The organism is Lactiplantibacillus brownii (assembly GCF_031085375.1).
Lineage (GTDB): Bacteria > Bacillota > Bacilli > Lactobacillales > Lactobacillaceae > Lactiplantibacillus > Lactiplantibacillus brownii.
In genome coordinates, this window is the sequence record NZ_JAVCWF010000001.1 from 1096694 (window position 1) to 1123214 (window position 26521).

At 39.2% G+C, this 26521-nt stretch carries 28 protein-coding genes; 21 read left to right on the forward strand and 7 right to left on the reverse strand.

Going from position 1 to position 26521, the window contains the following annotated elements; translation table 11 throughout:
* The first annotated feature begins 5 nt into the window (after nucleotides 1-5).
* The 13 genes from RA086_RS04805 (at nucleotide 6) to RA086_RS04865 (ending at nucleotide 10473) form a co-directional block, all read left to right on the forward strand.
* Nucleotides 6-1385, forward strand: coding sequence for an O-antigen ligase family protein (locus RA086_RS04805; RefSeq protein WP_308702745.1), 1380 nt, complete (start codon nucleotides 6-8; stop codon nucleotides 1383-1385).
* Nucleotides 1386-1390: 5 nt separating this feature from the next.
* A complete protein-coding gene (locus tag RA086_RS04810; RefSeq protein WP_308702746.1) occupies nucleotides 1391-2161 on the forward strand; it encodes a DUF4422 domain-containing protein in 771 nt (256 codons plus the stop codon).
* An 11-nt stretch (nucleotides 2162-2172) separates the two neighbouring features.
* Nucleotides 2173-3162: a glycosyltransferase gene (locus RA086_RS04815; RefSeq protein WP_308702747.1), complete on the forward strand. Its 990-nt coding sequence runs from the start codon at nucleotides 2173-2175 to the stop codon at nucleotides 3160-3162.
* On the forward strand, nucleotides 3159-4181 hold the full coding sequence (locus RA086_RS04820) for a hypothetical protein (RefSeq protein ID WP_308702748.1): 1023 nt from the start codon (nucleotides 3159-3161) through the stop codon (nucleotides 4179-4181). The genes RA086_RS04815 and RA086_RS04820 overlap by 4 nt, the downstream gene beginning before the upstream one ends.
* A gap of 19 nt (nucleotides 4182-4200) precedes the next feature.
* Entirely contained in the window at nucleotides 4201-5211 is a 1011-nt protein-coding gene (locus RA086_RS04825) for an acyltransferase (protein WP_308702749.1), read from the forward strand.
* Nucleotides 5212-5215: 4 nt separating this feature from the next.
* The gene (locus RA086_RS04830) at nucleotides 5216-6280 is read left to right on the forward strand and encodes a glycosyltransferase (RefSeq protein ID WP_308702750.1); all 1065 of its coding nucleotides are present in this window, start codon (nucleotides 5216-5218) and stop codon (nucleotides 6278-6280) included.
* A gap of 306 nt (nucleotides 6281-6586) precedes the next feature.
* The gene (locus RA086_RS04835; protein WP_308702751.1) at nucleotides 6587-6784 is read left to right on the forward strand and encodes a hypothetical protein; all 198 of its coding nucleotides are present in this window, start codon (nucleotides 6587-6589) and stop codon (nucleotides 6782-6784) included.
* Nucleotides 6785-6849: 65 nt separating this feature from the next.
* Nucleotides 6850-8070 carry an IS21 family transposase gene (gene istA, locus RA086_RS04840; RefSeq protein ID WP_308702752.1) on the forward strand — a complete coding sequence of 407 codons (1221 nt, stop codon included), beginning with the start codon at nucleotides 6850-6852 and terminating at the stop codon, nucleotides 8068-8070.
* Nucleotides 8071-8080: 10 nt separating this feature from the next.
* Complete coding sequence (gene istB, locus RA086_RS04845; protein WP_308702753.1) at nucleotides 8081-8815, forward strand: IS21-like element helper ATPase IstB; 735 nt, start codon at nucleotides 8081-8083, stop codon at nucleotides 8813-8815.
* A gap of 81 nt (nucleotides 8816-8896) precedes the next feature.
* A complete protein-coding gene (gene tnpB, locus RA086_RS04850) occupies nucleotides 8897-9274 on the forward strand; it encodes an IS66 family insertion sequence element accessory protein TnpB (RefSeq protein ID WP_308702754.1) in 378 nt (125 codons plus the stop codon).
* Between the two features lie 38 nt (nucleotides 9275-9312).
* Nucleotides 9313-9546 carry a transposase gene (locus RA086_RS04855; protein WP_308702755.1) on the forward strand — a complete coding sequence of 78 codons (234 nt, stop codon included), beginning with the start codon at nucleotides 9313-9315 and terminating at the stop codon, nucleotides 9544-9546.
* Complete coding sequence (locus RA086_RS04860) at nucleotides 9533-9946, forward strand: IS66 family transposase (RefSeq protein ID WP_308702756.1); 414 nt, start codon at nucleotides 9533-9535, stop codon at nucleotides 9944-9946. The genes RA086_RS04855 and RA086_RS04860 overlap by 14 nt, the downstream gene beginning before the upstream one ends.
* Nucleotides 9943-10473: an IS66 family transposase gene (locus tag RA086_RS04865; protein ID WP_308702757.1), complete on the forward strand. Its 531-nt coding sequence runs from the start codon at nucleotides 9943-9945 to the stop codon at nucleotides 10471-10473. Before RA086_RS04860 ends, RA086_RS04865 begins: the two co-directional genes overlap by 4 nt.
* A 198-nt stretch (nucleotides 10474-10671) precedes the next feature.
* Here RA086_RS04865 and RA086_RS04870 read toward each other — a convergent pair whose 3' ends face one another.
* Together RA086_RS04870 and RA086_RS04875 are read right to left on the reverse strand one after the other, a co-directional pair.
* Nucleotides 10672-12087 carry an oligosaccharide flippase family protein gene (locus RA086_RS04870; RefSeq protein WP_308702758.1) on the reverse strand — a complete coding sequence of 472 codons (1416 nt, stop codon included), beginning with the start codon at nucleotides 12085-12087 and terminating at the stop codon, nucleotides 10672-10674.
* A 178-nt stretch (nucleotides 12088-12265) separates the two neighbouring features.
* Complete coding sequence (locus RA086_RS04875) at nucleotides 12266-13291, reverse strand: IS30 family transposase (RefSeq protein ID WP_065928829.1); 1026 nt, start codon at nucleotides 13289-13291, stop codon at nucleotides 12266-12268.
* 205 nt (nucleotides 13292-13496) lie between these two features.
* On the opposite strand from RA086_RS04875, the gene RA086_RS04880 reads away from it, so the two are divergent.
* The 4 genes from RA086_RS04880 to RA086_RS04895 all read left to right on the forward strand — a co-directional run bounded on the left by RA086_RS04880 (nucleotide 13497) and on the right by RA086_RS04895 (nucleotide 18798).
* Complete coding sequence (locus RA086_RS04880) at nucleotides 13497-15353, forward strand: LTA synthase family protein (RefSeq protein ID WP_308702759.1); 1857 nt, start codon at nucleotides 13497-13499, stop codon at nucleotides 15351-15353.
* A gap of 369 nt (nucleotides 15354-15722) precedes the next feature.
* Complete coding sequence (locus tag RA086_RS04885; protein WP_308702760.1) at nucleotides 15723-16028, forward strand: hypothetical protein; 306 nt, start codon at nucleotides 15723-15725, stop codon at nucleotides 16026-16028.
* A 366-nt stretch (nucleotides 16029-16394) separates the two neighbouring features.
* Nucleotides 16395-17873 carry a zinc ribbon domain-containing protein gene (locus RA086_RS04890; protein WP_308702761.1) on the forward strand — a complete coding sequence of 493 codons (1479 nt, stop codon included), beginning with the start codon at nucleotides 16395-16397 and terminating at the stop codon, nucleotides 17871-17873.
* Between the two features lie 13 nt (nucleotides 17874-17886).
* Nucleotides 17887-18798 carry a zinc ribbon domain-containing protein gene (locus RA086_RS04895; protein WP_308702762.1) on the forward strand — a complete coding sequence of 304 codons (912 nt, stop codon included), beginning with the start codon at nucleotides 17887-17889 and terminating at the stop codon, nucleotides 18796-18798.
* A gap of 80 nt (nucleotides 18799-18878) precedes the next feature.
* Here the strand turns inward: RA086_RS04895 and RA086_RS04900 are convergent, their stop codons facing one another.
* The 4 genes from RA086_RS04900 to RA086_RS04915 all read right to left on the reverse strand — a co-directional run bounded on the left by RA086_RS04900 (nucleotide 18879) and on the right by RA086_RS04915 (nucleotide 20310).
* Complete coding sequence (locus RA086_RS04900; RefSeq protein ID WP_308702763.1) at nucleotides 18879-19106, reverse strand: DUF2922 domain-containing protein; 228 nt, start codon at nucleotides 19104-19106, stop codon at nucleotides 18879-18881.
* A gap of 19 nt (nucleotides 19107-19125) precedes the next feature.
* Nucleotides 19126-19335, reverse strand: a complete 210-nt coding sequence (locus RA086_RS04905) for a DUF1659 domain-containing protein (protein WP_308702764.1) — start codon at nucleotides 19333-19335, stop codon at nucleotides 19126-19128.
* Nucleotides 19336-19498: 163 nt separating this feature from the next.
* On the reverse strand, nucleotides 19499-19696 hold the full coding sequence (locus tag RA086_RS04910) for a DUF1659 domain-containing protein (protein WP_308702765.1): 198 nt from the start codon (nucleotides 19694-19696) through the stop codon (nucleotides 19499-19501).
* Nucleotides 19697-19767: 71 nt separating this feature from the next.
* A complete protein-coding gene (locus RA086_RS04915; protein WP_308702766.1) occupies nucleotides 19768-20310 on the reverse strand; it encodes a sigma-70 family RNA polymerase sigma factor in 543 nt (180 codons plus the stop codon).
* Nucleotides 20311-20595: 285 nt separating this feature from the next.
* Between RA086_RS04915 and RA086_RS04920 the strand changes: the two genes are divergently transcribed.
* The 3 genes from RA086_RS04920 (at nucleotide 20596) to ntdP (ending at nucleotide 22849) form a co-directional block, all read left to right on the forward strand.
* The gene (locus tag RA086_RS04920; protein WP_308702767.1) at nucleotides 20596-21339 is read left to right on the forward strand and encodes a hypothetical protein; all 744 of its coding nucleotides are present in this window, start codon (nucleotides 20596-20598) and stop codon (nucleotides 21337-21339) included.
* A 56-nt stretch (nucleotides 21340-21395) separates the two neighbouring features.
* Nucleotides 21396-22199 carry a recombination regulator RecX gene (recX, locus tag RA086_RS04925; protein WP_308702768.1) on the forward strand — a complete coding sequence of 268 codons (804 nt, stop codon included), beginning with the start codon at nucleotides 21396-21398 and terminating at the stop codon, nucleotides 22197-22199.
* Between the two features lie 101 nt (nucleotides 22200-22300).
* Nucleotides 22301-22849 (forward strand): nucleoside tri-diphosphate phosphatase, encoded by a 549-nt coding sequence (ntdP, locus tag RA086_RS04930; RefSeq protein ID WP_308702769.1) that lies wholly within the window; start codon nucleotides 22301-22303, stop codon nucleotides 22847-22849.
* Nucleotides 22850-22958: 109 nt separating this feature from the next.
* Here the strand turns inward: ntdP and RA086_RS04935 are convergent, their stop codons facing one another.
* Complete coding sequence (locus RA086_RS04935) at nucleotides 22959-23852, reverse strand: IS982 family transposase (protein WP_308701964.1); 894 nt, start codon at nucleotides 23850-23852, stop codon at nucleotides 22959-22961.
* A gap of 823 nt (nucleotides 23853-24675) precedes the next feature.
* On the opposite strand from RA086_RS04935, the gene RA086_RS04940 reads away from it, so the two are divergent.
* The gene (locus tag RA086_RS04940; protein WP_308702770.1) at nucleotides 24676-26196 is read left to right on the forward strand and encodes an endonuclease MutS2; all 1521 of its coding nucleotides are present in this window, start codon (nucleotides 24676-24678) and stop codon (nucleotides 26194-26196) included.
* Nucleotides 26197-26521 lie beyond the last annotated feature (325 nt).

Consider the following 26521-nt stretch of genomic DNA (forward strand, 5'->3'; position numbering starts at 1 on the left):
TCATTTTGACATTTTTACTGGTACCCATAAGTTTATTGAATAAAGTACTCGTTTCGGGTGTGCCGGGTATTATGAATACTGTACCTCTATATTTATTCGCAATCATGTTTTTTTGGCAAGTTAGAAGTAAAAAAGTACGGTTAGAGGATTTGACGGTTAGTAAAAAGGCATATGTTTTTTTTGTAGTTGCCTGTTTGGCACAGATAGTGACTGTATTTAGGAGTTTTATAATTACAACAACCAATAGTACGATACCTGTGAATTTGTTTTCTAATATTGGGAATATGTTGGTCACCTTTTCCGCTATTATTTTTTACTACTATTTCTGTGATGCGATGTTTACGTCTGAAAAGGCTATTAGTAGTTTTCTTCAATCGGGAATTGTAACCTTAATAGTTTTATATATGCTGGTAGTAATACCGCAAATCATTACCACGTTTACGCCTGCTTTAGATGGATGGGTTAATTTTGTTGGAAGAGTATTTGAAGAACGACATCCAGGAAACACATTATTTTATTTGAATGGTAGTTATGCGACCACGGAACATCGTGTTAATGGTTTTGCACCGGAGGCAAGCTTTTTTGCCGCAATGATTGGGATTATCTTTATTCCTTTATTGCTGTCTGCAATCCATAACCGATATGATGTTTTTAAAAAAAGAGTTAGTCGATATTTTTATTATGCATTATTACTATTGACAATGATTATTTTGATGTTTGCAAGAACAACCACTGGATTTTTGATTGTCTTTTTGGCGATTCTTATTTTACTACTTATTGTTCATGGTCGTGAAAGACTGTTTGTTATGATAATGTTAGGATTTATTCTAATCTTAGTTATTGGATTATATATAGCTAACCCAACTTTTCAAACGTTGGTTAATTCATACTTGCTAAAAAAACAAGGCACCGATAATCGAATGGGCGGAACTATTTCATTATTTAAGATGTTCCTTAGTTATCCAATCTTAGGTGTTGGTAGCGGTGCTACAGACTACTTTATGTTTAAGTACGTACCAATATCTACAACAAATAATTTAGAGTTTTATAGTAATTTCCTCCCGGCTCAGAGTTATCCAGTACAGTCAATTTGGGGAGAATTTTTTGCTTATTTTGGGGTAATAATTATGATTCCAGTTCTGATCTATATTGCCAAAAAAGTAAAAATTGCTATAGGTTTACGCAAATGGCTGCATGAAAAAAATGTAGCTGATCATCAATCAGTCGCACTATATACGTATGTGATTGATGCGTTCTTGTATTCACTTATATTTTTTGCGGTTTTAGCATGTTTTTCATTCTCATGGACGGAATCATACTATTTGTTGTTCTATTCATTTTATATCGTAATTATTAATAAGCTAGCATTGCAGGAGAAGGGATAAAAACCATGAAGATAAAAGTTTTAGTTGCAGCACACAAGCCATATGAAATGCCTAATGATAATCAAGTATATATTCCTATTTTTGTGGGAAGCAAACTACATTCTCAAATACCTGAAAATTATGTTTCAGATGGAACAGGTGACAATATTTCATTGAAAAATCCTCACTTTAATGAGTTAACAGCACTATATTGGGGATGGAAAAATTTGGATTGTGATGCATTAGGACTAGTACATTACCGACGTTATTTGACGGAAAATCATATTCCTAGACGAAATTTGAATGAAATTTTAACTGCTCAACAAATCGAAAACTTGTTTCAAAATAACGATATTATTGTTCCTAAAAAAAGGCATTATTATGTAGAGTCTAATTATGAGCATTATATTCATGTTCATTATCCCGAACCGTTAAAACAAGCTAGACGAATCATTAGTCAAGAATATCCTGCATATCTAAGTGCGTTTGACCTGGTAATGCACCGTAAATCTGCTCATATGTTTAATATGTTTATCATGAAACGAAAACCTTTAAATGCGTATTGCACATGGCTATTTGATATTCTTTTTAAACTTGAAGGCTGCATTGATATTACTGGTTATGATAAGTATGAAACGAGAGTATTTGGTTTTGTGAGCGAAGTCCTATTAGACGTTTGGTTAGAAAAGACGAAATATGTTTATGTAGAAGAAAAGGTCTTGTACTTGGAAGGTCAGAATTATCTAAAAAAGGGCTTTGAAATGCTTCAGCGCAAGTTCAATCCTATCCATGATTAAGGAGATTAATAATGGATTATGATATTAGTGTGATTGTTCCGGTATATAATTCCGAAGCACATTTAAAACATTGCTTTAGTCAGTTTAAAAACCAAATTTTAGATGAAGTTAGATTGGAAATTATTTTTGTGGATGATGGTTCACAGGATGATTCGCTAAGTATGCTGAATGTATTTGCAAAAGAAAATCAAAATGTGAATGTAATTCATCAGTCTAATCAAAAGCAAGCTGCAGCTAGGAATACTGGATTGCGCGCAGCAAGAGGGACTTTTGTTGCGTTTGTGGATTCAGATGATTCCTTTTCTAACAAGTATTTTAAACGATTGTTTGAAAAATCATGTGATGCTGACTGGGTTATTTCAGGCATCGAACGCATATTTAAAGCAGGAACTGACAAAATTGATACTGCGTGTTTTAAGGATCTTAAAAGTTCTGATAAAATACTTAGTGCATACGCTAGTAGCAATACTGAAATGGATGCCGGAGTTTGGTCTAAACTGTATCGAAGAAAATTTCTTTTTAAGCATGAAATATTTTTTGAAAATGGAAATTTTTTTGAAGACAGTTTTTTTAATTTGAAAGTTATTGTGCATATCGATCCCCAAAGAATTCGATATATACAGCAGACATATTACAAACTGGTCAAACAGACAGGATCAACAACGACTCAATTTAATGCAAATATCGATAAACTTGCTGGAAATTATGTAAACCTATGTAAAGGATATTTATTGAATAGTGATTTAAGTGAAGATACAGTTGATACTGTAATTGATAATCTAATTGCTCGTACCTTGATTCACGTTATTCATCACCATATAAAATATGATGAGAATATAAAAAAATATCCAATAAAGAAAATAATAAAACGTTTCGTGTCGAGTAATTATATATTCACAAATAAATTGCCCAACTCATATCGAATTGCACTTTTAATGCTGAGGTTTTTCCCGAGTTTTTATTGTTATCTTTATAGAAGTAAGAAAGTTGGAAGAAAATGAAGTATGTTTTAAATGTGACCTATGGTGAAAAAAATAATGCAGGTAGCAAAGCTAAAGCAGACGTTACGGAAATATTAACCAAAAAGCTGCTGTTCAAGGCAATTCAGTTTCAACAATTAGAGTCGCGAGCTGAAAGAGTTCATTTAGGCTATTCTAAAATTAAACATGTTTTGGAAAATGTCCATTCTGGAGATACCTTGGTGATACAATATCCAACTTATAATGGACACACACTTGAAAGTTTACTTTTAAAAAAATTGCAAGCCAAGCATGTAAAACTCATTGCTTTTGTACATGATATTGATGTTTTACGGTACGAAAAAAAGATTTTCTATAAAAATGTTGCTTGGGAATGTCGATTACTTAATAAATTTGATGTAATTATTTCTCCTAATTCACGAATGACCCAATTATTAAAAAGAAATGGGCTAGTACGGCCAGTCGTTAATCTTCAAGTATATGATTATTTGCAAGAGCAGTCTTTCCCAATGAGATCCACGCAATTCCAAGCAATAAGTTTTGCAGGAAATCTGACAAAGTCAACATTTTTGAGTAAAGTTAAGATACCAACGGATTATTTGTTACATTTGTATGGAAACAAGCCCGATGCGAATGTGCTAGAAAATAAGCGTGTTAAATATCATGGCTCATTTAGTCCTGAAGAATTAATCAATGTGATGCCCAATGGTTTTGGTTTAGTTTGGGACGGACCGAATCCGCGAGAGCTCTCTGGAACTATGGGTAAATATCTTGGGTATAATAATCCACACAAAGTGTCCTTATATCTGTCTGCTGGTTTACCGATATTAATTAGTGATAAGGCAGCGATTTCTGATTTCATTATCTCCAATCATGTAGGAATTATCGTGAATAATCTGGACGAATTGGCGTTTACTTTGAAGCAAGTGTCCTCAAGTGACTTTTTAGTATTGCAAAAGAATGCTCAAAAGCTCGGGGGGAAGTTGCGTGAGGGGTACTATAGTCAATTGGCAGTACAGCAAGCGTTAAACATGTTGTAAAGGCTATCTGGAGGTTGTATTGAAAACTAGAAATTCTGCGTTTGAGCTGTTAAGAATAATAGCTATGTTTATGATTGTGCTGTATCATTCAGTGTTCTGGGGGCCGTTAAACCAGATCACTTCATTGTCAACGAATCGAATATTTGCTCAACTTTTTCTTGTAGGCGGAAAACTAGGTGTAAATCTATTCGTGATGATTAGCGGCTATTTTTTAGTAACTTCGAAGGCTAAAATTGAAAAAGTAATTCCAATGTGGAAACAAGTATTTACATATTCTGCTGGTTTTTTAGTAATTTTCTTTATGATTAATCGGGGTAATGTGAATATTAAATCATTACTGCGCGGCTTTTTCCCAATGGTGTTCAATGAATATTGGTTTGTAACCACTTATTTAATGTTATATATTTTGGCACCATATTTAAATAGATTGATTAAGTCACTTCCTAGCCGTTTCTTGTTGAGGCTAATAGTTATATTAACTGTAGTTATATCAATACTACCAAGTATTTTTCAGAACCAAATGGCGGTAAGTAACCTAGGATGGTTCATTTTATTATACATTATTGCTGCGTATCTGAGACTTTACGGAGTTCCTTCAAAGTTGATAGCAAGACACTTCAATGTCTGGTTTTTGGCTATTTCGGCGGCATTACTGTACGGCTCGATTATTATTATGGATCTTGCTAGTTTGAAGTTTACTGTTTTTAAGGGTAAAGAGTTACATTTTGCTGGGCAAGAATCGATTCTATTATTGTGTTTTTCGATTTCAATATTTATTTGGGTCATGAATATTACACCATTTAGCAATAAGTTCATTAATCGAGTTTCAGCATTAACTTTTGGTGTGTACCTAATTCATGACAATGAATTTATTAGGCCTCTTTTGTGGCAGCATTTAGTACCTGAAAAGTTATTGTTCCGTAGTTCCATGTATCCAATTAGTATTATTGGAATTACCGTGCTGATTTATATTATTACATCATTCATTGAATGGATACGTCAACAAGTTCATTTCCGGAAGCGAGGTTAGGCACATGAAGGTAGGCTTGGTTGTACCATATTTATCAGGGCATGGAGGAATGGAAACGGTCCTAAAAAGTTTCGTTGATCATTATGATGACTCAACTTTATCTGTTTGCTTCCCCCAAGGGGTACAAAGTACAGATTTTTTGACCGATATACTAAAGCAACGTTTAACAGTAAGAAAAGTTCCAAATAAGAAGCTTGTTAGACAAACCGTGGGTGTGTTCAATTTATCAAAATATATTTTGAAAACTGATGCAGATGTTATTATTTGTATGAGTTCTATGCTAATTAAATTGGTGGCTAAGCTAAGATCATTGTTTAAAAAACAATTTGCAATCGTATCATGGCTACATTTTTCTATTACTGATGAAGATGCACTGAATTATAATGATTTAAAGTTAGCTGATTTTCACTTTGCGATTAGTAGTGGAATAAAGAAGCAAATGGTCGCTAATAAAATATCAGCAAATAAAATATTTACAATCTATAATCCAATTTCAACGATGAACAATCATGTAATAGAGAAGAGTCATGATGGCGTGACTCGGTTTGCTTATATTGGGCGAATGATGTGGGAGAGACAAAAGAATTTAAAAGAGATGCTGACAAGTTTTAAAGACGTTAAAGGAAATTATATTGTATATATGATTGGTACCGGTAGTGAAAGTGACATGCACAAAATAAGTTCATATATCAAAGAAAATCATATGGATAATGTTATTCTCAAAGGGTGGCAACATAATCCGTGGGGTTCTGTGCCGGCTATTGATTACACTGTATTGACGTCAAAATTTGAGGGCTTTCCGATGGTTCTGGTTGAATCAATAGCTCGTGGAGTGCCAGTTATTTCTAGTAATTGTCCAACCGGACCGGATGACATTGTTAATAATAGTAATGGTGTGCTATATTCAGTTGGAAATACGATAGAGTTGCAAAGTATTTTACAAAACGCTATTGATAACAAAATTTCGTTTTTAGAAGATGAAGTTTTAAAAAGTGCGACTAAGTTTTCTAGCGATGTATATTATAAAAATGTGTCCACGGCGTTAACTAGAATAAGTAATAATTACTGATGTCTGTCATATTTTTAATCCGAAAACATATGATTGACCTGTTAATTGTTGACGTATCAACTATATCAAAAAAATAGCGACCAATTCCGGCAGTATGCACTGGTCCCTGTCAAGTTGACACTTGAAATAATATAAAATTTGTTTGTTCTATCTTGATTTATGAAATGGCTTGACTTCGGTATTCTACCAGAGTTTGACCATTGTTTCTTGTCGATCGAACGTAAGTACCTAATAACTGACCGGCTATGATTGGCAATAAATACACGATATGATTACCTCATCAAATTAAATGGTGAGGTTTTTATTATGGATAAACAAGATATCGTTCAGGTTAAAATGCCCCAGAAGACCTTCGCAACAACTCCCGTTGTTCCTAGTCGCGCAATTCAATTAAAAGTTGGCTCCAATAAATCTGTGATTATTTACAACAAGGCAAACAGCTACATTGTTGATGCAGTTTTAATGTGCAGAGCGGCGATAAAATGTAGGAAAATGGCGATTTAGAATTGTCGGTTTTCCTACATTTTTTTGATATCATAAATCACATTGAAAATGAGGAGGTTCTCAGTGTGAGATATGATATCAGACAAGGAGTTGAGATGTACGTGAATAATAATATTAAGCCAAATTACGCAGCGCTGGCCCGTCAGTATGGAGTAGATTATCGAACAGCTAAACGCGCATTTCGAGAAGTACAGAACAACGATACGATAAAGACTAGCAGGCCTAAACGGCCGAGTTTATTGGATCCTTACCGAAAAATAATACAAGATAAATTAGAATTGAACTGTTCTGCTAAATCGATTTATAAATTTATTGAGAAGAAGGGATTTCAAGGCAAATATACGATTGTCCGAGAATACTGCGCTAGTATCCATAAAGAGCGAATCCGTAAAGCGACTATTCGAGTGGAATATACGCCCGGATTATCTGCACAAGTTGATTGGAAAGAAAATATGACGCTCTATGATGCAAATGGTACGCCACATAATTTCAATATTTTTCTTTACGTGTTGCCATACTCAAAATTGAAATATTTAACGCTAATTTTTGAACGTAGTCAAGACACATTGTTTGAATGCTTGGCCGAAGCATTTGAGCACACCGGAGGCGTTCCAAATGAAATTTGGTTCGACAATATGAAACAAGTCGTCGACCATACAAAATCAGCCTTTGGTAAACCGATATTCAACGAAAGATTCAAGCAATTTAGTCAAGATGCTGGTTATAAGCCCATCGCTTGTCGTGTATTCCGTCCGCAAACTAAAGGCGTTGTAGAAGCCTTGGCAAGAACAGTCGAACGACTTAGGCCGTATAACTATGAATTTGAAGATGGTGTTGAATTAATCAACTTAATCGATGATCTGTGTTGCGACTTAAATAGTGAAGTGTCACAAGCTACGGATCAAGTTCCGCAAGAAAAATTTGAGGCCGAAGAAAAAGAGTATCTGCACGAATTGCCAGTTGATCTATTAACACCCTTCTTTGAGGAAGACATTACCCGTGTCGTATCGAAGGAATCAATGATTAACTTTCGTAAGTGCAAATACTCTGTGGATCCGCGGTATATTGGTAAAACAGTTGATATTGAGTTAACCAATGACCAGCGGCATTTACAGATTTATTATAACGGAGAACCAATCCGTTCGCACGCTATTACTACGTATGCCTTTAATTATGATGACAATGATCGAATTAAAATACTTAAGCCAGATCTTTTGAAAGACCATAGTGAACAGGATATTAAAGCTTACATTGCCGAGCACATGACTCAATACGATTCAACATGAGGTGACTAACATGACAAAATTTCAAGAATTACTAACTAATCTAGACGCATTAGGTATGAATAAAATGCATGCTTATTTGCCAGACTATTTAGATGATATCAATGCGCAACAACTAACTTTTACTGACGCCATGCTCAAGTTAACTGATATTGAATTGAGCTGGCAGTCAGAATTACAAATAAAGCGGATCGTTGAACGTGCGCATTTTCCGCAGGAAAAAACGCTAAAATCATTTGATTTTGATTTTCAACCAAATCTCAATCGACAAGAAGTGAAGGAATTTCAAAGCTTGGCATTTATTGAGAAATGTGAAAACTTGGTCTTCATTGGTAGCCCCGGAGTGGGCAAGACCCACTTGGCAATTAGCATTGGAATTGAGGCTTGTCAGCAGGGAAAACGGACTCTTTTTATTAATTGCCATGAGCTGTTGGTCCGACTAAGGTCGGCCTATGAAAAAGGTACTTTAGACCGAAGTATTCGCCGATATTCGCGATATGAACTTCTGGTAATTGACGAAATTGGCTATCTGCCAATTGATCATGATGAAGCAAATTTGCTTTTCCAGTTAATAAATGCACGATATGAAAAACATTCGACAATTATTACCAGCAATAGCGATCTATCTGCGTGGATCGAAATTTTTCACAATCCAATTGTGACCGCCGCCATCCTCGATCGTATTGTACACCATGCACATGTTATAAAGATTAATGGCAAATCTTACCGCTTGAAAGCAACAAATTAGCCGCCACAAACCTACATTTTTATCCGCCCAAAACCTACATTTTTACACCGCCCTTGACAGTTTTAAAGGCGGTGTTCAATAATGCTCATTGATCCAGCAAAGATTAATCAAGTTTATATTGTTTGTGGCAAGACAGACTTACGTCGTGGAATTGATGGTCTAGCAGCTGTCGTACAGGAACAATTTGCATTAGATCCATACAATCAGGCTTTATATCTATTTTGTGGTACCCGCAAAGATCGATTCAAGGCGCTGTATTGGGATAAAGATGGTTTTCTATTACTTTACAAACGGATTGAAGCCGGCCGACTACAGTGGCCGGTCAATCAAGATGAAGTCCGAAAGTTAACCTATCTACAATTATCAAGACTTTTGGGAGGATGGTCACTAGATTCGACCATTCATAAAATTAAACCGCCAAAAGTAAATAAAGCGCTTTCTGTTAGTGGTAGGTTATGATAAACTCAATAACAAGAAAACGTAGAATGAATGGTTATATGATGACGTCAGAAGAAGAAATTACTAGTTTAAAAGCGCAAATAAAAGAACAAGCGGAGATCATTGATTACTTGACCAAAAAACTATTCGGCCAAAAGACAGAGAAAATTGATGGTAATCAAATCTCTTTATTTGAGGAAGAAAATCGTGTTTTTACCGAACCAGAGCAAACTGGGCGTACCTTTGTATCGGCAACTTCAAGATTGGAAGCGCCTCGGCGTGGATCTAAGTGAGACAACCATTGCCAATTGGGTGATCAAGGTCAGCCAAATTATGGTGCCATTATATGAGCAGTTGCGTCAGCAACTGGTTCAACAGCCCTGCCTGCAAGGTGATGAAACGCCAATCGAAGTGTTACGTGAACCTGGTAAAGCTGCCAAATCAGAATCCTATATGTGGGTGATGCGAAGTGTTACGCATCAGGCAAAACGTGGCGTCTTTTATGCTTATGGCACCAGCCGTGCCAGTAGCTTCGCCGAATCACTTTATGCCGGTTTTACGGGGACCCTTCAATGCGATGGTTATGCCGGTTATAATATCTTAGATGATTCAGTCATTAGGGTTGGTTGTTGGGCACGCATGTCCGGCGAAAATTCTATGACGCCGCCAATTCTGGTAAAAGCTTTAAGATGAGTCCGCCATTGGCATTGCTCAATAAAATGTTTAGCAATGAGCGTAAATGGCAGCATCTATCGCCACGAGTGCGCCGCCGACGTCGACGCAGTCAGCAACGAAAACTGTTAAAACGTTTTTGGTGTTGGATCGATACGATCGATGTTTTACCTAAGAGTCGCCTAGGCAAGGCCGTTGTTTATGCTCGAAACCAACGGGCCACGTTAAATCGAATCATTAATAATGGTTCCGTTGACTGGAGCAATAATGCCTCGGAAAGAAATATGAAGACCTTGGTCATCGGGCGTAAAAATTGGTTATTCAGTACTAGCCAAGCTGGTGCTAAAGCCAATGCGATTTGGATGACTTTAATTGAGTCAGCCAAGGCCAACGGCGTTGATCCGTCAGCTTATCTCGTATATCTATTAAAAAACATGCCACAACTTCCAACATTTGCGAATTCGGCAGATTTAGAGGTTTATTTACCATGGAACTTCAAACTAAAACCGAAAGTAATCAGTGATATCAAACAAAGCGTAGTTGCTTAGATGCGTGGACAAAATAACCCGAACTCTCAAAAAAAACGAGAGTTCGGGTTATTTTTCACTTTTCAATACGGTCAGTTATTAGGTGCTTACTATGATTACCTTATCAAATAAATTGGTGTGGCATTTATTATTGATGTGCATGATATTGTCAGGGTTGAAATGCCATACAATATTAACTTCGAACCTTTAACTAAACATTCATCTATGTTTCAGATCATTGAGTCTCTTTAGTATTGTTGGCTTTAAAATTAAAATCATTCCAATGTAAATTGCTAACCCTACCACTATTTGTTCAATTAAAGCGACAACAGAGATTCTCATTTGTATGTTTAAGTTGTATATGACCAGAAACATAATAAATGCTGACAAGAGATATTTCCAAAAATTTTTAAATAATCTTGAAAATGCTAAGTCTTTTCTCACACAAAACAATTGATAAGCAGTTACTGTGATTTCTGAAAATAGTGTTGCAAGCATTGCCCCACGAACACCCCAATAAATAATTAGAGGAATATTAACGATAATATTCACTAATGCGCCTAATACTACAGACTTTGTAAAATCCTTTGTCCTTTTTGTGGGTAAGAGGTATTGTTGTCCAATTACATTACTAAGACCAATCAAAATGATGACCGGTGCTTCGATCATTAATAGGATATTTACTGAAGCAAATTTTTGTCCGAAAAACCAGGGTGCAAAAGTTGTGGCGATTCCCGCTATTCCAAATGCCATCGGTGTTGATATTGCTAACACGAAATCAAATGATGCATATAAATATTTTTTGACTTGCTTGAATTTTCGCTTTGCATATAGATTGGCAATATGTGGTAGCATAACGGTACCAGTTGCGGTCACTACTGCCAATACAATCTTAACGAGCTTGTCAGAGTAGTCATAATAGCCCGATGCGGTGACTGAGTCTAATTGCCACAGCATTGTTTTATTCACTGCTAGGTAGACTGTAGTGGCCACTTGAGGCACAAATAAGGATAAAGAGGGTAACAAGTGTTTGAGCAAACTTAGTTCATGCCATTTGGGTTTGGAGATTGAATTTATAAGATATGGCCATAAACTGATGTTTCCAAACAATTGTGATAAAGACAAAATTAAAATATATTTTCCAACATCTTGGCTAGTCTTTACTAGTGTAAAGATTGCAACTAATGAAGCAATTTTTACAAAAGTATTACGGACAACTGTTTTTTTGAAGTCCTCAAGTCCCATGAAGTACCAAGAAATATCAAACGCACCGGCAATAATATAAAATGATTGATAAAAGAAAGCAACTTTGAATTGAGTTTCAGTGAACAAGAAAATTAAAAAAGCAATGTACGCAAGTGCGATTGTAGTGATTTGTAAAAATTCAATTTCCCAGAACACTCTAGATCTTTCTTTCAGGTCATCTCTGATAAAAGCAATCTCACGGTTTCCATAAATAGTAATTCCAACTGTTCCTGCTAGTAGAAAATATGTAATAACTGAATTGGTAGTTGCATTGATCCCTACACCTGTTGGGCCAAGCACCCGAGAGATGTATGGCACAGTTAATAATGGTGTTAGCAGGATTAGTATATTATAACCAGCATTGTATAGATAATTTTTCACTAGCTGCATTATGTTCCTCCTAAGACTATTTCACTAAAGTGATTGAATATGGTGAAAATAACCATTTAATTTTATCATACAATCTATAGGAAAAGTATTTTTTGAATGTATTTGTTCGTGATTTGTGACATGAAAAAGATGCCCGGAATGTCAACTCAAGCGCAACACCATGGAGCCAGGCCGTGAGCTAGCTTGCAAGCGCGGCCTCAATAAGCTCGGCGGCGTTAGCGTAGCCGAGTGTCATGCGATGTTTTTGATTCAGCGCCTCTTGAACCTTTGCGATGTCATCATCAGAGAAACCATGTAGCGATAGACCCTTAGGGATGTACTCTCGAATCAAACCGTTCTGGTTCTCGTTACTGCCACGTTCCCAAGGTGAGTAAGGGTGCGCAAAGTAGATCTGAGGCCCTTGAATCTGGTCCAACAGTTTGAACTCAGAACCGTTATCAAAAGTGATGGTCTTAAAGTAGCCAGGATGCTGATCAATGGTAGCTTGAAGCTCTTTTAAGCAGGTGTCTGCGTGGTAATTGGGAATCTTGACGATGATCTCATAGCGGGTTCGCCGTTCGGTCAGGGTCATCAGTGCTGGTTCACTAGCCTGACGCTTGCCTTTAACTAGGTCACCCTCCCAATCACCAAAGCGTTCACGGTTATTGATAGTGTCTGGTCGTTCATCAATTGAAGTGCCAGCCAGACGCTTGTTTTTCCGCGAGTGGTTGTGACGATTGGACTTTACATGGCGTCGGACCTTGGCTGGCAGGTCGATGTTCTTAATGTCTAAGCGGCCTTGACCAATGTACCGATAAACAGTCGGTGTTGAGGGGCATGGTTTGTCAGGATGAGCCTGTTTAAAGGTATGAACAAAGCCATCAACACTATCAATCCGTGGCCGGCGTTTAAGTACTGTTTTAAGCATCTTGAAGAACAGCCAGCAGGCTTCCTCTAAGCCTCTGAAACGGCAATTTTGACGGGCTTTTTCGTGGCGAATTTGGCTGGTATCCGCAAAGTATTCGGTGAAAAAGAGATAGTCAGAATTACGCTGTTGAACAGTACCACGCCTGATTTCACGTGAGATGGTGCTACGACTACGGTCAAGCCGACGGGCAATTTCAGCCTGAGATTCTCCTGCATTCAAATACGCTTGGATTTCGCCTCTTTCTTCCGGGGTAAGTTGTTGATAATGCTTGGTAGTGCTATTCTTGGATTGGGTCATGGAGATGTCCTTTCTAGAGTTTCAGCACTTTAAGTTTAGGTCTCCATGGCCTATTTGTATAATTTGAACTTGTTGCACTTAGATTTTAAATCCGGGCATGAAAAAGATGGGCGTATGTTAATATATAATTATATAATTTTTTAAATATAGTTTTATAAACAGGAGGGCCTACTATGCTTCTTACTTTTGAAGCATAAACAAGTTAATGAGTAAAAAACAGGGATATAAAAAGTGGTTGATAATTCTGTGTGTGATAATGCTTTCTTATTTTTTATTGATGGGTTCAAGTAGTGAATCAGTAATAAAAATGTTTTTGAATATTTTTATTGAACACAGTAAGGTTCAATTGATAACTATAGGCTTTCTAACTGTGATATTTTTTGTGATAGTTTTGTTGATTCCAATATTTTGGGTAGCAACAGGATTCTATTTGACTTTGTCATTGTTGATTGCAGTAACAAACCATGAAAAATTTCAGCTAAGAAATGAAGGAATTCTTCCATCAGATATTTCTATGATTACTTCATTTGGCAAAATTTTGTCCATGATAAGTCCCATATTAATAATAAGTTTTGTTGGAGTTTGTATAGTAATTTTTATGGGAAGCTATTTACTGACTAAGAATATAAAATTTAATGTGCATTGGTCCGTGAAGATGCTATTCGTATTAACAATGTTTGGATACATATATGCACTTAATAATTTACAACGAGAAAGTTCTATTTTTTACACTGTTGGGCAAGCAATGGGAGATGATCCCAAATACTATGATCAGTCTGAAGCTGTGGCAACGAATGGACCGATAGTGAATTTCTTTAATAATACTAATGTGAAAGTAATGGATAAGCCCAGTGGATATTCAAAGCAAAGAATGAAACAGATTGTTTCAAAGTATAGAAAGGAAAGTCAACGAATAAATGCACATAGAATTACTAAGAAGCAAACGGTAGTTTTTATTTTGTCCGAAAGCTTCAGCGATCCAACAGCAGTTCCAGGGGTGACTTTAAATTATGATCCAATGCCATATACGCGCCGACTGATGAAGCATACTACAAGTGGCAACATGATTAGTGACGGCTATGGTGGTGGCACCGCTAACATGGAGTATCAAGCACTAACTGGTTTATCTTTAGGGAATTTTTCGGCAACTCTACCCACTCCATACTCACAGTTGGTAGTTCATCAGTCAAAAACATTTTCGTTTAATAACCTATTTAAATATAGCCAGGCAATTCACCCATATTCGGGAACTTTGTATGATCGGGAGCAAGTATTCAAAAAAATGCAGTTTGATAGATTTAACTATTTACAGCATGGTTATTCGAAACAAGATGAAAAAAAGTTGGGTACAAATCCATACGTTTCTGATAAAGCAGTTTATACCAATTTGCTAACACAACTAGAAAACAAGCAAGGATCACAATTTATACAATTATCCACTATGCAAAATCACATGCCTTATACGACTAATTATTATCAAAAAAATCAATTCAATGTAAATGGGAAAATGTCACAAAATGAGAAAAACGAAATTCGAGTGTATGCTAAAGGAATTCAAGAAACGGATTCCGCAAATGAATATTTAATTAACAAATTAAAGAAGATAAAGCAAAATATTACCATTGTTTTCTATGGTGATCATTTACCAAGTATTTATGCACATGTTAATTTAGAAAAAAATGGTGTTGTTATGCATGAGACACCGTATTTTATATGGTCTAATCACTCACGAGAAGCGAAGGTTTCATACGCAAGTCGTATGGGAACGTATGGTTTTGGCAGTGAAATGTTGCAGGCAACTAATAGTAAAGTAACACCTTATTATGCATTAATTCAGCGAGTTAATGAACAACTTCCCATTGTTGCTTCTAAGGTTTCTAGCACGGCTTCTGATCCAAATTTACCAAGTGGGGGCATGAATCTAGTTGATAATAAGAAAAATAAATTGATGACTATTCAGAGTTTGTCAAATAGTCAACAAGAGTTGCTGCATGATTATCAATTAGTCCAGTATGATTTTACATCTGGAAAACATTATGCATTGAATGAGTTAACTAAGTGAGTACTTTTCGATGGCTTTGAGAAGTTGACAATGGAGACATTTTATTGAAGATATACTAATAACCGATGTTACCGATTTTAACTCCAAAGTTATTTACTAAGTGAGTTGCATAAAATATTAGAAACATTGTGCCATTTTTCAACAGATGTGGTTTATGTAATCTGTTATTTATTATAGATGATAAGCTTACGGAAGCAACTGTCAATCATCTGGTCTGGATAGTATTCGACTACTAAAGTTTGTAGTGAAAATGGATACGGTTTTTGGTGCACCAACCATAATCGAATTCTAAGTGTTAATTTCCGACACTTCACGTTACAATAATAGCAGTAATCAACGAAAATCTTGTGGACAAAGGATGTTAGTGACATGAACGATGATGGACTTACGGTATTTCCAGCCGATTACAATTCTTCGTACCACCTAATCCTGAGGCGGGGGACGGAACATTATGCCTATTACTATTTTAAAATCGATAAGCTGGATCAGCGGATTATCTTCTACGATGATGTTGCTCGTAGTGGCATTTCGATTAAAACGCAGATTACGCGCCAATTTATGCGCAATTTAATTAAAGCGATTGGTTGGCATCCGGTTGGCAACAGTATCATTGTTGAAATTTATAATGTGGAACGACAGACGTCCAAGGCGACCCGCCTAGTCTGCGATATTTGAGTAGATAATCATTCTTAAGAGTCCCATTACTGATGCTAAGTTGGTAATGGGCTTTTTTCATCTGTTGTGGTCGATCAGCCGTTCTCAAGTTACGATAACCCGAAATAATTCAAATAGGCATTGAATCTCAGGCAGCCAATCAGTATACTTTGAAGTATGTTAAGTGACTTAACCTTTTCTAGAATGATAATGAGGTTCAGTTATTAGCATTGATTGATCGGAGAAGCTGTGCGAGGCCGAAAAATGCAGGTTGTAATGATTAGCAATTGACTGTGTTAGTTCATGACAGTCGCATATCGACGATAAGTGATCTGATCGTGGTTACTTTTTTGATTGACAAAATAAAAATAAGGGGAGTATGGGGGAATGTTAAAGCAACAGAAGTATTATCAGGCTGCAGATGACCGTCATAGCGGTGGGAAATTTTGTCCGAACTGTGGGCAACCAGTCGCAGCCAAGGATGATTTTTGTGGTCATTGTGGTTTTGATTTAAAAGCTTTTTGGCACAAGTCTAAAGCTGGATTACATGAGGAAATGCCGGCTAAACCGGCTAAGTCACAACCAAAGCAACCGGTAACGACGCATATACGACGGACACGGACTAAGTCACCAATGCCGGTCTGGTTCTGGGGAATCGTCGGAATGATAGGCGTCTTAGTGATTGGGAGTTACTTATATGGTCAACACTATTATCAGCCAGCCAATCAGCTTGATCGTGATATGGCGGCGCTAAAAACAGGTAAAGGTTTGGCAAAACAAGTGACGAGCACCGATCCGTCGCTAAAGATTACTACGGATTCGGTTAAACCGATGGTGGCTTACTTTAAGCATGATGCCAAGGCATTAGCGAGTCTGGCGAGTGATCTGAAAACCAATGCGGGTGTCAATCAATACGGAATTCAATTTGTCCGAACGGGTAAGGCTTGGCTATTTTTTGACAAATACCAATTACAAGTCCCGTCGATTTATGCTAATTTGACGACTAACCACGAGAATGTTTCGTTAGCTGTCAACGGGAAGCAAGTTGCCAAGTCGACAAGTGCTAGGTATATCAAAAAAATTGGTCCCTATGTACCAGGTAACTACACGTTGACTGCTAAAGGGAAAGTTGGTCAGCATGAAATTACTAATAAAGGGACTCACTATCTGCATACGAACGGCCAGACGGTAAATCTGGATTTGCGTACGATTTCACTGACAGTTGAAGGAACGCCAGACACCGTGATTTATGTTAATGGCAAAAAACAAGGCAAGATTCATAGTAGTGGCACGCTTGCATTAAATGAATTACCTTGGTCCAATCACATGATGATGATTGGTAAATATCAGATTGGGTCGAAGACAATTACCTCGACAGCCGCAGATATTAGTGCCGCTGAAGGTGAAAAAATCACTGTTAAATTTCCTGGAACCATGAGTACTGATAGCGCGACAAATCTTATTGGCAATGTCTTTAGTGCCGTCAGCCGTTATACAAATACTGGTAATCTGAAAGACGCGACGAACTATGATAATCACAGTTTAGATGACTACTTCGTTAATGGTACAGATAATGTGAATTATCAGGAACTCGTGAAAATGGCCAAGGGTTACTATGACAATCACGACATTATTGGGGTCAGTTATCGGCCAACGCTGGTGTCAGTAGTGCCGGCCGCAGACGGTAAGAGTGAGATTACTTACGATCTTAAATATGACTTTACTAATACTAAAGATGAGCGTCTCCAAGTATTCCGGTATACAGCAACAGTCGAAAAGAATGGTGGCCATAATAAGATCAGTAAGATTAGTGCTGCCAAAAAAATTCGTGATTACACTAATAGCGATAATAGTTCCGACAACTAGGGGGAAGTAACGAATGACTAAATGTCCAAATTGTGATGCGACCGTGAAGCCAGGTGCAAAATTTTGTACACATTGTGGCTTTGATTTGACTAAAGCTACGCCAAAATCAACGCAGTCAACTTCAGCGGCAACGGATACGGGTGTACCAGACTCAGCACAAACACAAGAAAACACGAATTCGACCACGCAGGAACAGACACAAGTTAATCGTCGCGAGCAAGTACAGCGATTACAATTTACTGCAAAAAGTTATTTCAATTGGTTATTACAGACGTGGAAAACCCCGACGACTAATATCGCTGGGGAAAGTTATTTTGCCTATCTCTCGTTTGTGATTGAAGCGTTATTAGTGACAACCACAGCAGTGACGCTCGTTAATCGTTTTTTAACAGCCTTTAATCGTTCACAGTCCGCGATGAATGCCAGTAAATTAACGTTTGGGACTGATTTGAAAATTTTATTGGTCGTTTTACTGGGGATGGTGTTCTATCTAGGAGTTGGTTTTGCAGTCAGCACTTTAGGAAATCGGGGGATTAAAATCGGTCTTTCAGCTTATTTGGCTCAATTTGCTCGACTGACGAATGCTGCGATGATTGTGAATCTACTACTTTTGGTTTCGGTCTTTATGGTCAATATGACTGGCAATATTTTCCAACTATGGGGCAGCCTTAAACTCGTTTTCGTATTATTCAGCCTTGGTTGCTTGATCTGGCAACTTGGGTTAATTTTATCGATTACGAGCGTTACTGATCAGCCAGTCATCAGCAAGGCTTATCTAGTGCTAATTGCGGTAGTTATCGTCTCAGTATTAAGCTATTTGATGACACGTTTAATCAGCCAAGATATTGCGACAGAAATGATTAGTAAGGCCAACGACTTGATGACACAGTTTTCAAGCTTGTTTGAGATGTTTGGACGTCGATAATAACAAAAAAGGGTCCCCACTAACTACGCCATGGTTGGCAGCGGTTAGTGAGGACCTTTGTAACAGCGAACGGTGGTTAATTAAGCCTTGGGGGCGTCGATGATCGGTGTTTCGACCGTTTCAACGTACTTGGCAGCCAAGGGTTCAGCGACCAAGTTGACACCTTCTTTGGAGAATAGTTGTGCGGCAGCTAAGTCAGCCATCGCCTTGGCAACAACTTCCTTGGTCAAGCCATCACTGGCGTAGTGCAATTTCAAATGGTGAATCTTTTGGGTACTAGTTTTGAAGCTCATGTCTAAAGTTTTCATCGATTATTTCCTCCTATAGTTAGGCAACAGTTGCGTCATATTGATAAAAGTTAGTAATTTTAGCGGCATCGAATGTTTGGCCGGTTAAGGTTTCGAGCGCTTTACCAAAAGTGGTGAGTTGTTCGTTAGTGGCTTCCTGAGTAATGGCGGTAAACGTTTGCTTCCGCACGACGTTATCACGATCTTTCAATTCAACGGCTAACGTTGATTTCAACCAAGTTTTGTTCATGGGGGTGACCTCCTTAAGTTTTTGTAGGCTGGCCAGCTTACATTAATACAGACGGCTGACGGGGCTAAAAAGTGCAACAGCTTGAAAATTTGTTTGTGAGGACAAAAAAATCCGCTGGAAAGTTTCCAAATAGCGGAATTTCCAGCGGATCAGTTAGCGTGATCTAGAAGCTAAAATCATGAGTCGTCTTTAAGACAGCGGTCGTAAATGGTGCGGCGGCAAGTTGTGCGACGAAATTGCCAAGTGCTTGAATCTGTTCTGGTTTAATCTCGGCGGTGACGTTGGTGAAAGTCCGCTTAGCGGCGTGCGCGTCATCAGTTGCCACGGTGATCGATAGGGTGTTTGCCTGCCAATTTTGCATGAATGTATCCTCCTTGACTGTTTTTTGTAAGCTTACAAGATACCAACGGCTAGGGCTGGCAAATAGTGCAATTATTGCTCAGATTCATAGAGCGCTTGCGCTTTTTGCAGTAAACTTGCGCGCCAGTTATAGACGGTTCGACGACTCACGCCATGAGTTGCCATGATTTCGGCGACCGTTTGCTCGTCCAAAAAGAATTCCGTCAAGTAGATCCGTTCACCGGGGCGGCATTGAGCTAACAAACTGGTGAGTAGGTCAGTTAATTGCCACTGACGTTCGCGACCAACCATGGGGGTAATACTCAGTTGTGCGGCGGCAGTCATTGGCACTTGCGACTGACTGCGGAGTGTTTGTTTGCGCAGATAATCGAGCGTCCGCCATTTGATCCGACGAAAGGCAAATTTGCGAAAGTCAGCGAGATTTTCTGGTAAGTCTGGGTCGTAATTTTGATAGGCTGCTAGCCAGGTTAAATGGGCCGTGGTAACACAATCCTCAAATTGGGGATGGCCTTTGGTGACGTTCGCCGCTTTTAAGGCACCATATAAGAGGCGTTGATGAGCTGGTTCTGCTAATAAGTCGAAGGCTGCTTGGTTTTCAAGTCGATCAGTACGCATGGTTAATTCCTCAAATCGTTAGGTTGCCTTGGCCAAGGTTGACTTTAGCTTAACGAAAGTGCGACTGAATCACGAGCAGACGAAAAGTGACCAAATTTGTATAAGATACAGCTAATTATGGCATTTCATAGAGAATTGGCTTTATTTAGACGAATTGTCTGGTATTCCACGTACACAGCTGGTACGCTATGGTTAACTTGATTGGTTATTCCGTTAGTTAATCATTAACTGAGTACACAAGCTAGTGAGAATGCCGGATCATCGGTAATTGAGAGGAATTGTGCTATGTTTAATAGTAACAAGCTCCATCATGACTTTAATGAATATGTCTGGTCAAAATTACCAAATGCGTTTAATTTAACTCAGCCACTGCAACTGCTGCAATGGGCTCAACCTCGAAAAATGATTAAAATTAACCTTCATCATACTTTTCTTATTCTTGACATGAGTGCCCTGAACTGCCTTGAAAATGCCATTGTTTTTGATTCACAATTAGGGCTGTTAAAGACGATACAAACAACGCGTGAGCTCATGCGACAATATTGGCATCAAGCCGATTACTGGCACCGGCCCTTGCTCGAACAAATTGCGCGCGTCAATCACATCACGGCCAGCAAGATTCCTTTTATTAAGGGCGATGTTTGCATGATTCCATTAGGCGCGAGTACCCAAAAGTCGACCAGCTGGTTTAGTAGTCATTTATTGACCGCTCAAGTAAAGCGCACCGCCAAGCAGACCGAATTAAGCTATGGTCAACGGGTATATGTGACCGTTGCTGGGAGCCTCAAAGTCATTCAGCGCCAAGTGAAAGACAGCCAGCAGATGCAGGCGGCATTGCGGCTCAATATGGCAACGAACTTACAGTTTATGTGTGGCGAGTTGCCCGCAACCGAAGTTGATCAACAGGCGTGGGGCTACGGACAAAGTTTGATGCGTGACTTCGCATGGTATGCCTATGAATCCAAAGGACTGATTTTTACGACGCAAGAGATCCGGCAAACGGTGAACAATTTTTTTGGTAAAATTTAACTTTTTTGGTAAATTAGAAGCTAGTAACGTCAGTCAATGACAGGAGCACAAGTTTAATGACAAAAAAGATTACCAAAATTATGGCGCAAAAACGTTCTGGGCGTTACAACGTCTATTTAGATGATAAGTATGCGTTTCCGATTAGTGAGTCGGTGATGATCAAGTTTCGCGTGTTCAAGGGAATGGAAGTCGATGAGGCACTCGCTGCGGAAATGGTAGCGGCCGATGACATTTCCAAAGCGTACACCCGAGCTTTGGATTATCTATCCCATCAATTGCGCACGGAAAAGGAAGTTCATGATAAACTTCGTGATGAAGAAATCGATGAACCGGTGATTACCGCGACCATGCAGCATCTACGTGAGCTGAATTTACTCAGTGATGAACAGTACGCTGCGGCCTATGTCCGGACGGCTAAACGAACCTCGGATAAAGGCCCCCGGGTGATCCGACAAAAATTACGCCAAAAGGGTGTCGGTGAGCAACTGATCGATGACGCTTTGGCCGGGCAATTTACAGCTGATGACCGGCTTGAGAATGCGACGGATGCCGCTAAAAAATTGGCAAAACGCTACCATAATCAAGCTTTTAAAACGATGCAACAAAAGATCCGCCAAGGGCTGATGACCAAAGGCTTTGATAGCGAAATCATTACCGCGGCAATCGCTGATTTGGCGTTAGAACCGGATATCGATGAACAATGGGACGCACTTGTTAGCCAAGGTGAAAAGCTATGGCGCCGCAACCGTAAGTATGCTTTCTCGGAACGTTGCCAGCGCACTAAGCGCAATCTTTATCAAAAGGGCTTTCTAATGGATGATATTAATCGATTTATTGACGAACAGGTTGCGGATGACTGAAATGCGGTAAATAGATACGCGCACGTCATTAAAATCTGTTATAATGTTTAATGAAATTCGATGAAATTTTCACCCTATGTTTTAGAAAGTTGGGCTTAAACATGACGCGCGAAGCTAAAGGACCTAAGGAAGGCGACTTCATTACGATCAAAAGCTATAAGCACGACGGGAGTTTACATCGAACTTGGCGCGATACAATGGTACTCAAAACAAGCGAAAATGTCCTAATTGGTTGCAACGATCACACGCTCGTCACCGAAGATGATGGCCGGCGGTGGGTGACTCGCGAACCGGCAATCGTTTATTTTCATAAGCATTATTGGTTTAATATCGTGGCGATGATTCGCGATAACGGGGTTTCATATTATTGTAACTTAGCGTCACCATACGTTTTAGATAAAGAGGCTTTGAAGTACATCGATTATGATCTGGACGTCAAAGTCTTCCCCGATGGTGAGCGGCGGTTATTGGATGTTGATGAGTACGAGGAGCATGGCGCCAAATGGCAATATCCGACCGAGACCGATCGCATTTTAAAAGCCAATGTGAAGGTTTTAGTAGATTGGATTAAGCATAAGAAAGGCCCATTTTCACAAGAATACATTGATATCTGGTATAGCCGTTATCAAGAATTATCACGTCGGCAATAGCTCTGCTGGCGGCGAGCCAGTAGCGTAATTTAGCAAAAAGACATCCGCTGGGTGTCTTTTTTTTAACCTTAACGCGTAGTGCTAGTTCCGTAATATTTCTAGTGAAGCACTAATTTATGCTAAGTCCGCTTTTACCTTGAGCTAGATTGCTATGAACCTTGATAATGTTCCATAAAAATAGTGCCGCTAATCGGCTACCTAGGCCGATTAGCGTTCGGGTTCCAGGATGTTCAAAATGGCCAACGATATTCAAATTATTAAAACCTGTTTCAATATATCGTCGTTGATTTTTTAGAAATGAGGAATTTATATGATCTGTTTTCCTCATGTTCTTTCGCAGTGGAAACCAGAAGTTGATTCCTTGTGATTTTAATCGTTCTTGAAGCTTCCGGCTCAAGTATCCGCCGTCTGCTAAGACTTGATGAGCCGGTGCTTCTCGTAAAAGCTCTTCAACTGGTTTTCTATCATCAACGTTTGCTGGTGTCAGTTCCCAGTTCACAAAATAACCGTCATTATCCATCACCGCATGTAGCTTGAAGCCATAATAATATAGTTGCTTGGTTGCGTTATAGCCTTTATGAGCTACACCTCGTAAGACTTTTGCTTGATTACTTCGTCTTGCTGAGACCAAAGTGATTGGGGCACTATCAATGATTTCATAAGTGCTGCCATGCCGATATCGCTTCAATAGATACTGACGGATCAACTTCATTATTTGAAGAAGGTCGCGACACCGACGATTGTAACGACTTCGTTCTGGAACAACCACTCCGGAAGCCGCCAAAGTTTGATGGAAGTGGGTTTCTGAAGGGTCACGTAACGCTATTCGCGCAAGCATACAAGCGATAATCGTGACGTCATTAACTTTTAGTTGACGATAATTTTGACGAAAACGAAATCTTTTTGGCAATAGTTGGTAAATTGGTGTAATTATTTTGATGAATTCTTGGACGGTTGCTTGAATTAAATTGAATTTTGGGATAGCTTTAAGGAGGCCTTGCATTTACGGTTCTTCTTTCTGGGTTTAGTCACCTTAGAAGCTACCGCAAATGCGGGCTTTTTGCATATAATTTGATTTAATCAATGAACTATCCGACAAATGTTACAAGACTAGCACTACGCGTTAACCTTATTGTCGATCAAGTGTGGTATCAAAACAAATCGGGACGATGCTGAAGTCAAAATTTATCTATAAATTTACGTCTCCGTGGACCAGCACGTTCGCCGTGGGGGCAGACCTGCAGCCAAAAATCGGTCTGCAGGGCGCTTTCAAGCCGCAGCCCACGTCTTAAAAGTCGGCCAGACACTAACCTGGGAAAAATCACCCAGCTAAGTGTCTCGACACGGCAAACGAGCTAGTCCCCTCCGACGTTAAACAGTGGTTGTCATCAAAAAGATATTGGCAAAGTTAAAATCTGCTAACAACTAATTAATATTAGTATCACTGACTAGCGCAGGGCGGGCTGGATGATGCTCAGTGGTGAAATTTTCCTTTGCTGGTGAACTTCCAGCTTAGGAAAAGCCCGGCTTGTGAGACCGCATTTTGGCTCACAAACGAGGCCACCACGTTCCAGCATCAGTCCAGACCAACCGGAGCGGCAAGTTAAACGGATACTTATAAATGTGAACGTTACATGGCTACCGGCTAATTTAAGGTACTGTCACCAAATATGTTACAATTAATCACGTGATTTTAAGGGAGTGAAGTTAATGAGTGTGCTGAAAAGTCTCATGATGTCCGACACGATGATGTGCCAACGATAGTGTCAGCGGAGCTAGCCATTCGAATGAAGGAGCTCGCTTGCTGACAGACGCAAGGAGCAAAAATGCAAAAAAATATTAAACAATTAACACAACTAGATCAAATTTTAACCAAAGTGGCTGAGTTCACGCACAGTACTGTGGCGGCAGAACAGCTTGCAGCCAGTCCAATTTTGACGGATATCACGGCAGTACGTGACCAATTAGCGTTGACCGCTGAGGCCCACCAATTGTTGTTGAATTCAGTTATGCTAACCTTTTTCAACTTAGATGATTTGAAAGTGATTCAAACCAAACTGGATCAAGGCATGTTGTTAAATGCCACGCAATTAGGCGTTTTGGGGACTTTCTTGACCAGTGGACAACGATTAATGACCACATTACGGCATCATGCCAAATTAGCGCCGAAACTGGTCGCCCTAATGACACCGGTGACAGGTTTGAGTAGTTTACAGCAACGTTTGACGACTGAAATCAAACATGATCAAGTTGCCGATCAAGCCACACCGGAATTGACGCAAGTCCGTCAAAAAATTAGCCAACAACGGCAACAGGTCCAGGCAGCTTTGACCCAATTTGTCCAAAAACATCCACAAGCTATCCAAGGTCGACGGTTAATCACCCGCAATGACCATGTTTGTGTTCAATTGAAAGCTAATTATAAGACCCGTTTCCCAGGTCAAATTATTGATCAATCCGGAACTGGCTCAACGGTTTTCTTTGAACCCAAGATGGCCGCACAACGGGGGCAAATTTTGGCCGAGTTGGTCGCGGAAGAAAGTGCCGAAGTTTACCAGATCTTAGCGACATTAACGGGTGATGTTCAGGAACGTTGGCCACAACTGATCCAGAACCAACAATTGATCAGTCAATTGGATCAACTCATGGCTAAGGGGCAATACGCGTTAAGTACGCGGAGCTGTTTGCCAGCGTTAAATACGACGCAACATTTGAAAATTGTTAATGGTCGACACCCATTATTGGGGACAAACGCGGTACCGTTAAACGTTGAATTGGCGCCCAAACAAGGCTTGATGATTACTGGGGCTAATTCCGGTGGGAAAACAGTGGTCCTCAAAACGATTGCGCTATTTGCTCAGATGGTACAAGTTGGGCTAGAAGTGCCGGCTGATTTAGGCACCGAGATCCCAGTCTTTACGCAGATCTGGTTAGATATTGGTGATAATCAGAGTTTAGCTGCGCAACTTAGTACGTTTGCGGCAGAAATGACGACCTTAGTCACAATGACTGATGGCATCCAACCGAATGCCCTAGTTTTACTCGATGAAATTGGTAGTGGGACGGACCCAGAAGAGGGTTCTGCACTGAGCATCGCGATTATTGATTACTTGCGCGCTGCCGGAGCCACCATTATTGCCACCACTCATTTTAGTGCGATCAAGAGTTATGCCGTGGCTTGTCCAACATTTGTCACGGCCACGATGGCCTTTGATCGAAAAACGCTGGAACCAACTTATCACTTGTTGCTACATCAAGTTGGTGCAAGTGAAGCGATTTGGTTGGCGGAACGTTTAGGCTTAGCGCCAGCAATTTTAACTGCGGCACGCCAGCGACTTGAAAAATAATAACTAGAAGTCAGTCCAATTGGGGCTGGCTTTTTTTGCGCGACCAATTAACTCAAACACTAAAATTGACCGGCTGTGAAGTTTCCACGACATGCCACCAGGAAACGTAGACGGGTGAGCATTTGACACCACTGTCCTGCGATTTCATTATGGTCATAGCATAGGAATACAGTATCACAAGCAAGTTGCAGTCATTTTACACTTTGTTTAAGAAATACCACCACAAGTTACAGCTGCAATCCGCATGGTTAACCGTTTCGTGAGCCAATTAACTTGATAAACTGATTATAGATTAACACTTGCTTTTTAGCCTGAATCTCGGTAT